The 6,596-nt window shown below is 70.1% G+C and carries 8 protein-coding genes; 4 read left to right on the top strand and 4 right to left on the bottom strand.

Annotated elements, in window-relative coordinates:
- Both QM624_RS04840 and purU read left to right on the top strand, forming a co-directional pair.
- The coding region (locus QM624_RS04840) for an NADP-dependent isocitrate dehydrogenase (protein WP_415089299.1) at positions 1 to 512 on the top strand (512 nt) is incomplete at its 5' end.
- Positions 509 to 1,360 (top strand): formyltetrahydrofolate deformylase, encoded by an 852-nt coding sequence (purU, locus tag QM624_RS04845; protein ID WP_415089301.1) that lies wholly within the window; start codon positions 509 to 511, stop codon positions 1,358 to 1,360. The genes QM624_RS04840 and purU, both read left to right, overlap by 4 nt.
- Positions 1,361 to 1,491: 131 nt before the next feature.
- On the opposite strand, the gene QM624_RS04850 is transcribed toward purU, so the two are convergent.
- From QM624_RS04850 to QM624_RS04860, 3 genes are all read right to left on the bottom strand, one after another.
- Complete coding sequence (locus QM624_RS04850) at positions 1,492 to 2,010, bottom strand: DinB family protein (protein ID WP_415089303.1); 519 nt, start codon at positions 2,008 to 2,010, stop codon at positions 1,492 to 1,494.
- Between the two features lie 66 nt (positions 2,011 to 2,076).
- Positions 2,077 to 2,595: a phosphoribosyltransferase gene (locus QM624_RS04855; RefSeq protein ID WP_415089305.1), complete on the bottom strand. Its 519-nt coding sequence runs from the start codon at positions 2,593 to 2,595 to the stop codon at positions 2,077 to 2,079.
- A 19-nt stretch (positions 2,596 to 2,614) separates the two neighbouring features.
- Positions 2,615 to 3,244 carry a histidine phosphatase family protein gene (locus tag QM624_RS04860; protein WP_415089307.1) on the bottom strand — a complete coding sequence of 210 codons (630 nt, stop codon included), beginning with the start codon at positions 3,242 to 3,244 and terminating at the stop codon, positions 2,615 to 2,617.
- A 115-nt stretch (positions 3,245 to 3,359) separates the two neighbouring features.
- Between QM624_RS04860 and QM624_RS04865 the strand changes: the two genes are divergently transcribed.
- Both QM624_RS04865 and QM624_RS04870 read left to right on the top strand, forming a co-directional pair.
- On the top strand, positions 3,360 to 4,346 hold the full coding sequence (locus tag QM624_RS04865) for a malate dehydrogenase (RefSeq protein ID WP_415089309.1): 987 nt from the start codon (positions 3,360 to 3,362) through the stop codon (positions 4,344 to 4,346).
- A 15-nt stretch (positions 4,347 to 4,361) separates the two neighbouring features.
- Positions 4,362 to 5,174, top strand: coding sequence for a hypothetical protein (locus tag QM624_RS04870; protein WP_415089311.1), 813 nt, complete (start codon positions 4,362 to 4,364; stop codon positions 5,172 to 5,174).
- A gap of 27 nt (positions 5,175 to 5,201) precedes the next feature.
- On the opposite strand, the gene QM624_RS04875 is transcribed toward QM624_RS04870, so the two are convergent.
- A partial coding sequence (locus QM624_RS04875; RefSeq protein WP_415089313.1) for a lysine--tRNA ligase occupies positions 5,202 to 6,596 on the bottom strand: 1,395 nt, incomplete at its 5' end.

Raw genomic sequence — 6,596 nt, forward strand, 5'->3', positions numbered from 1 at the left:
ACGGCGGCGGCCTGTTCGAGACCGGTGCCGGCGGGTCGGCGCCCAAGCACGTCCAGCAGCTGGTCAAGGAGAACTACCTGCGCTGGGACAGCCTGGGCGAGTTCCTGGCGCTGGCCGAGAGCTTCGCGAAGTACGCCGAGGTGACCGGCAACGCGTCCGCCAAGGTGCTGAGCGAAACCCTGGACCGGGCCACCGGCACGTTCCTCAACGAGAACAAGTCGCCGGGCCGCCGGCTGGGCACCATCGACAACCGCGGCAGCCACTTCTACCTGGCCCTGTTCTGGGCCGAAGAGCTGGCCGGGCAGACCACTGATCCCGCGCTGGCGGCACGGTTCGCCCCGCTCGCCGCGACCCTGCGGGAGCAGGAGGCGACCATCAACGCGGAACTGCTCGCGGTGCAGGGCTCCCCCGCCGACCTCGGCGGCTACTACCGGCCCGACGACGCCCTGACCAGTGCGGTGATGCGTCCCTCGACGACGCTGAACGCGGCGATCGAGGCGCTCGCCCGGTGATCGACTCCACCCACTGGCTGCTCACCCTGGCCTGCGACGACCGGCCGGGCATCGTCCACGCAGTCACCGGCGCCATCGCGCAGGCCTACGGCAACATCACCGAACTGCAGCAGTTCAGTTCGCCGGAGTCGAACCGGTTCTTCATGCGGGTCCAGGTGCAGTCCGGTTTCGACCGTTCGGTGTTCGAACATGCGATCACCCCGATCGCGAACTCCCTGGGCGCCGAATGGGTGCTTGACTACGTCGGACGCCCGCGGCGCACGCTGATCCTGGCGTCCAAGGCCGGCCACTGCCTCAACGACCTGCTGTTCCGGGCCCGTTCCGGCTACCTGCAGATCGAGATCCCGCTGATCCTCGCCAACCATCCCGATCTGGGTGACCTGGCCGGCTTCTACGGCGTCCCGTTCGAGAACCATGTGGTGCTGCCGCACACCAAGGCCGCGTTCGAGGCGCGGGTGCTGGACGCCGTCGAAGAACACGACATCGAATTGGTGGTGCTGGCCCGCTACATGCAGATCCTGTCGCCCGAGCTGTGCGAGCGGCTGGCCGGCCGGGCGATCAACATCCACCACTCGTTCCTGCCCGGCTTCAAAGGCGCCAACCCGTACCGGCAGGCGCACAGCCGCGGGGTGAAGCTGATCGGCGCTACCGCACATTTCGTCACCGCCGACCTGGACGAGGGCCCGATCATCGAGCAGAACGTCCGCCGCGTCGACCACACCGTCGACGTCCCCGAGTTGGTGGCGATCGGTCAGGAGCAGGAGTCCCGCACCCTCACCGACGCGGTGAAGCTGTTCGCCGAGCACCGGATCATGGCCGACGGCCAGCGCACCGTCATCTTCCGCTGACCCCCACCGCACTCGCTCGGCTCAGGCTCTCCTCGAGCGTCTCCACCGCGGGGTCGCGGGCGTGATGCCCCGGCAGGGTCAGGCCGTCGTGGGCGGTGCGGGTAGGCGTCGTCGCGAACCCTCCCCGTGGGTCACTGCTTCTCGCTATTCGGCGGGACTCCGTACCCCGGTCCGGTCATCGTCGCGCCGTCGAGTTGCTCGCGGAGGATGTCGGCATGACCGGCATGCCGGGCCAGTTCCCGGATCATGTGGAGATGGATCCAGCGCACCGACACCAGGCCGATCCGCTCATGGCGGACCATGTGCTCCAGGTCGAATCCGGCCGCGATCGTTCGGCTCCGCTCGCAGGCACGCTCGAAGCGTTCGATCGCCTCACCGACCGTCAAGTCGGCCTCGTAGCGGAAGCTCTCGTCGTCGCCGTACGCATAGCCGTCACAGGCCGAATCGGGCAGGCCGGCGAGTCGCCGTTGGAACCAGGATCGCTCGGCGGCTGCGGCGTGGGTCAGCAGACCCAGTGGCGTGGTCAATGACGGGACCAGGCGACGGCGGGCGTCATGGTCGCCGAGTCCGGCGACGCATCGCACCAGGTCGGCACGCCCCTCATCGAGCATCGCCTCCAGCAATTCCCGTTCGGTGCCGAGCGTGTTCATCGGGGTGCTCCTGTTGGATCCATCGTCGCCGCAAGGGCGCCGTGCTTTAGTGCCGAGTTCGTCGGCTCAGTCGGACTCGGACCGGACGCCGTCCACCGGCGGCAGCGCCGACCAGGGGAAGACGATCCAGTCGGCGGTGTCCTTCCAGACGAAGTCGACCTGGTAGACCGAGGTGGGCTTGGTGTAGAGCACCGCGGTGCGTACCTCGGCGCCGTGCTTGAGCAGGATGTCCATCACCAGTTGCAGGGTGCGGCCCGAGTCGGCGACGTCATCGGCGACCAGCACCCGGCGTCCGGCGATGCTGTCGATGTCGAGCAGCGGTGCCAGCAGCACCGGATCGGGCAGGGTCTCGGAGACGTCGGTGTAGAACTCGACGTTCATCGCGTCGGCGAGCTTCACGCCCAGCGCGTAGGAGAGTGCGCCGCCGACGATCAGTCCGCCCCGCGCGACCGCGACGATCACGTCCGGACGGAAGCCGCTCGCCGCGACCTGTTCGGCCAGTTCACGGCTGGCGTCGCCGAAGCCGGCCCAGGTGAGGATCTCTTTGCCGTCGATGTCGGACGCGTCCGCGTGGTAGGCCGTCATGGGACGGCAGCCTAGTGGTCTAGCGCGGTCTGCCCAGCGCGGCGAACCCGTCGTCGGGATCAGGCGCGGGAAGGTCGATGCCGCGCAGCGTCCAGCCGGAATCAGGGTCGCCGTCGGCGACGATCACCGTGGTGTTGGGCATCCCGCGGGCACCCAGCGCGACGTGCACCTGGGGCATCGCGAACCCGGCCCAGGTCCGGATCGCCGCGCCATGGCTGATCACCAGCGCCGCCTCATGCCCCGCCTCGGCGACCGCCCGGATGCCGTCACCGAACCGCTCCAGGAACTCGGCCCCGTCCTCACCACCCGGAATCCGGACGCGATGGTCGCCCTCGCCCCACGAGCGCAGCGCGGTCAGATAGCGCTGCAGGTCGGCCGACATCTCGTCCTCACCGGCCCCGATCTCACGCAGTTGCGGCAGCTCGGCGGCCGCCACCTCGAACGCCCGGACGGCGGGCGCTCCGGTTTGAACGGCACGCACCAGATCGGAGGTGTAGACGCCGCCGATCCGCTGCCCGGCCAGGCGCTCGGCCAGCGCCGCCGCCTGGGCGCGTCCCACCAGATCCAGCTCCGGTCCGGGCGGTGCGGTGTCGAGCAGCGCGGCCACATTGGACGCGGTTCGGGCATGTCGGGCCAGCAGCAGTCGCACGGTCGGGAGCCTAGCCGCGGTCGCCGAGGGCAGGCGTCCGATGGATCGCCCGACGAGTGTCAGTCACCGCTGATAGCGTGAAAACCGTCACCACTCGTCGTTGAGGAGAACCACCGTGAGCACACCCGTGAAGGTTGCCGTGACCGGCGCGGCCGGCCAGATCTGCTACAGCCTGCTGTTCCGCATCGCCAGCGGCGCCCTGCTCGGTCCCGACCAGCCCGTCGAACTGCGGCTGCTCGAGATCACCCCTGCCTTGAAGGCCCTCGAGGGTGTGGTGATGGAACTCGACGACTGCGCCTTCCCGACGCTGGCCAAGGTCGAGATCGGCGACGATCCGACCAAGGTGTTCGACGGGGTGAACCTGGCGATGCTGGTGGGTGCCCGGCCGCGCACCGCCGGCATGGAGCGCGGTGATCTGCTGAGCGCCAACGGCGCCATCTTCACCGCCCAGGGCAAGGCCCTCAACGAGGTCGCCGCCGACGACATCAAGGTGCTGGTGACCGGCAACCCGGCCAACACCAACGCCCTGATCGCGATGAAGAACGCGCCCGACATCCCCATCGAGCGGTTCAACGCACTGACCCGGCTCGACCACAACCGGGCGATCAGCCAGCTCGCCGCGAAGGCCGGCGTTCCGGTGACCAGCGTGAAGAAGATGACCATCTGGGGCAACCACTCCGCCACCCAGTACCCCGACGTGTTCCACGCCGAGGTCGACGGCAAGAACGCCGCCGAGCTGGTCGACGATCAGGCCTGGGTCGAGAACGACTTCATCCCGACCGTCGCCAAGCGCGGCGCGGCCATCATCGCGGCCCGCGGCTCGTCCTCGGCGGCGTCGGCGGCGAACGCCACCATCGAGCACATGCGCGACCTGCTCAACGGCACCCCGGCCGGCGACTGGGTGTCGATGGCGGTGCCGTCCGACGGCTCCTACGGGGTGCCCGAGGGCATCATCTCGTCGTTCCCGTGCACCACGTCCGACAGCAGCTACAGCATCGTCCAGGGCCTCGAGATCAACGACTTCAGCCGCGGCAAGATCGACGCCTCGGTGGCCGAACTGCAGGACGAGGCCAAGGCGGTCAGCGAGCTCGGCCTGATCTGATCGACGACCCCGGGCATGCCGGTCGTCAGCTGGGTCGCCGCCGTCGTCTGTTGTCTCGGCTACGGAGTCGGCACGGTTCTGCAGTCGGTCGGGGCGAAACGCGCCGCCGCCGTCACCGGAGTCTCCGGGGTTGTCTCGATCGTTGCGCAGCTGCCCTATCTGCTCGGGCTGGCGGCCGACGGGGTGGCTTTCGTCGCCAACATCGTGGCCGCCCGCGACCTGCCGCTCTTCCTGGTGCAGTCGGTCATGGCGGCCTCGGTCGGCGTGACCGCGGTCATCGCGGCGCTGCGCGGAGCCCGGCTCCGCGGCCGGGACTGGGCAGCGCTGGGCACCTTGGGTACAGGCCTGGTGCTGCTCGCGGTCAGCGCCAGCGCGGACTCCCCTCTGGCTGCGGCGCCGGCCGTGGAGTGGGCCATCCTGGGCGCCTGCGCACTGCCCGCCGCGGTGGGACTGATCGGGCTGCGGCTTTCCGGGCCGCGGTCATGGATCGTGCTCGCGGTGGCCTCCGGCCTCGGCTTCAGCGTGGTGGGGGTGGCTTCTCGCGGGCTGGGAGCGTTGCCGATAGCCACCAGCCTGCTGGCACATCCGCTGCTGTGGTCGCTGGTCGCCGGCGGCGTCCTGGCGATGGCATTCTTCGCGGTCGCCCTGCAGCGCGGACCGGTCACCGCCGTCACCGCGGTCACCTTCACCATCGAGGTCGTCCTGCCCTCGTTCATCGGACTGGTGCTGTTCGGTGACCGGGTCGGCTCCGGGCTCGGCCCGCTCGCCGCCGTGGGCTTCGCTCTCGCCATCAGCGGGACGACGGCCCTCGCCCGGTTCGCGCAGTAGCCGCCCGGCCGCAGTTCACTCTCGGGCTCACTGGGCGCGCGTCGGCCTCACGAACGGGAAGCTGAGCACCGAGCGGATGTTCAGCCCGGTGAGCAGCATCACCAACCGGTCCACACCGATGCCGAGGCCGCCTGTCGGCGACATGCCGAGTTCCAGGGCGGCCAGGAAATCCTGGTCGAGTTCCATCGCCTCGGGGTCGCCGCCGGCGGCCAGCAGCGACTGCCGGGTGAGCCGGTCCCGCTGGTCGATCGGGTCGGTGAGTTCGGAATAGCCGGTGGCCAGTTCCATGCCGCGAATCACCAGATCCCAGCGCTCGACCAGTCCGGGCTGACTGCGGTGCGCGGCGGTCAGCGGCGAGGTCTCCTCGGGGAAGTCCACGTAGAAGGTGGGCGTCTGAGTGGCGGGCTCGACCAGTTCGCCGTACAGCTCCTCGATCACCGCACCAGGCCCCCGCTGCTCGGCCACCGGTACGCCACGCTCCCGCGCGATCTCATAGAGCTGGGCCACCGGGGTCGCCAGGCTGATGTCGGTCCCGACCGCCTCCGACACCGCCCGCAGCACCGGAACGGTCCGCCACGGCGGCGCCAGGTCGATCCACTGCTGTCCGGGCTCCGCCGGCGGCAACGCCGGACGGCCGTGCACCGCGATGGCCGCCTCGCGAACCAGCCGCTCGGTGAGCGCCTGCACCGTCCGGTAGTCGCCACCGGGCTGATACGCCTCCAACGAGGTGAACTCCGGGTTGTGGGTGGCGTCCGCGCCTTCGTTGCGGAAGTTGCGGCCCAGCTCGTACACCCGACCCAAACCACCCACGACAAGGCGTTTCAGGTACAGCTCGGGGGCGATGCGCAGGTAGAGGTCCTGGTTGTAGGCGTTGCTGTGGGTGGTGAACGGACGCGCCGTCGCGCCACCGTGCACCGGCTGCAGGACGGGTGTCTCCACCTCGAGGAAGCCCTCGGCAGCCAGCGTGCCGCGCAGCGCGGCGACCACCGCGGCCCGATCGCGCAGCACGGCGACCTGCTCGGGATGGACGATCAGGTCGGCGGAGCGCCGCCGGAGCCGGGCCTGCGGGTCGATGAGCCCGCCGAACGGAATCGGATGCAGTGCCTTCGCGGCCACCCGCCACGAGCGGACCAGCACCGCCGGGATACCGTTGCGCGACCTGCCGCGGACACCGCGCACGACCAGCAGGTCACCGTGGTCGACGCAGCGCCGGAACACAGCGATGCTGTCGGGCAGCCCGGACGCCTCCAGCACCAGTTGCACGGTGGCACCGCCTCCGGCCAGGTCGGCGAACACCACGCCGCCGTGATCCCGCACCGCCCGGACGCGGCCGGCGAAGGCGACCTCTGCGCCGTCCAGCCACGGCGCCTGCGCGATCTGCGCCACGCTGACGTCCAGCGCCTCATCGGCCTCGGGCGTCGG

Origin of the sequence: Micropruina sp., assembly GCF_047606365.1 — a bacterium.
Classification (GTDB): Bacteria; Actinomycetota; Actinomycetes; order Propionibacteriales; family Propionibacteriaceae; genus Micropruina.

Coding starts and splice junctions, on each gene's coding strand:
- QM624_RS04850 (WP_415089303.1), bottom strand. CDS start 2,010: ATGAACACGCTCGGCACCGAACGGGAATTGCTGGAGGCGATGCTCGAT.
- QM624_RS04855 (WP_415089305.1), bottom strand. CDS start 2,595: ATGACGGCCTACCACGCGGACGCGTCCGACATCGACGGCAAAGAGATC.
- QM624_RS04870 (WP_415089311.1), top strand. CDS start 4,362: ATGCCGGTCGTCAGCTGGGTCGCCGCCGTCGTCTGTTGTCTCGGCTAC.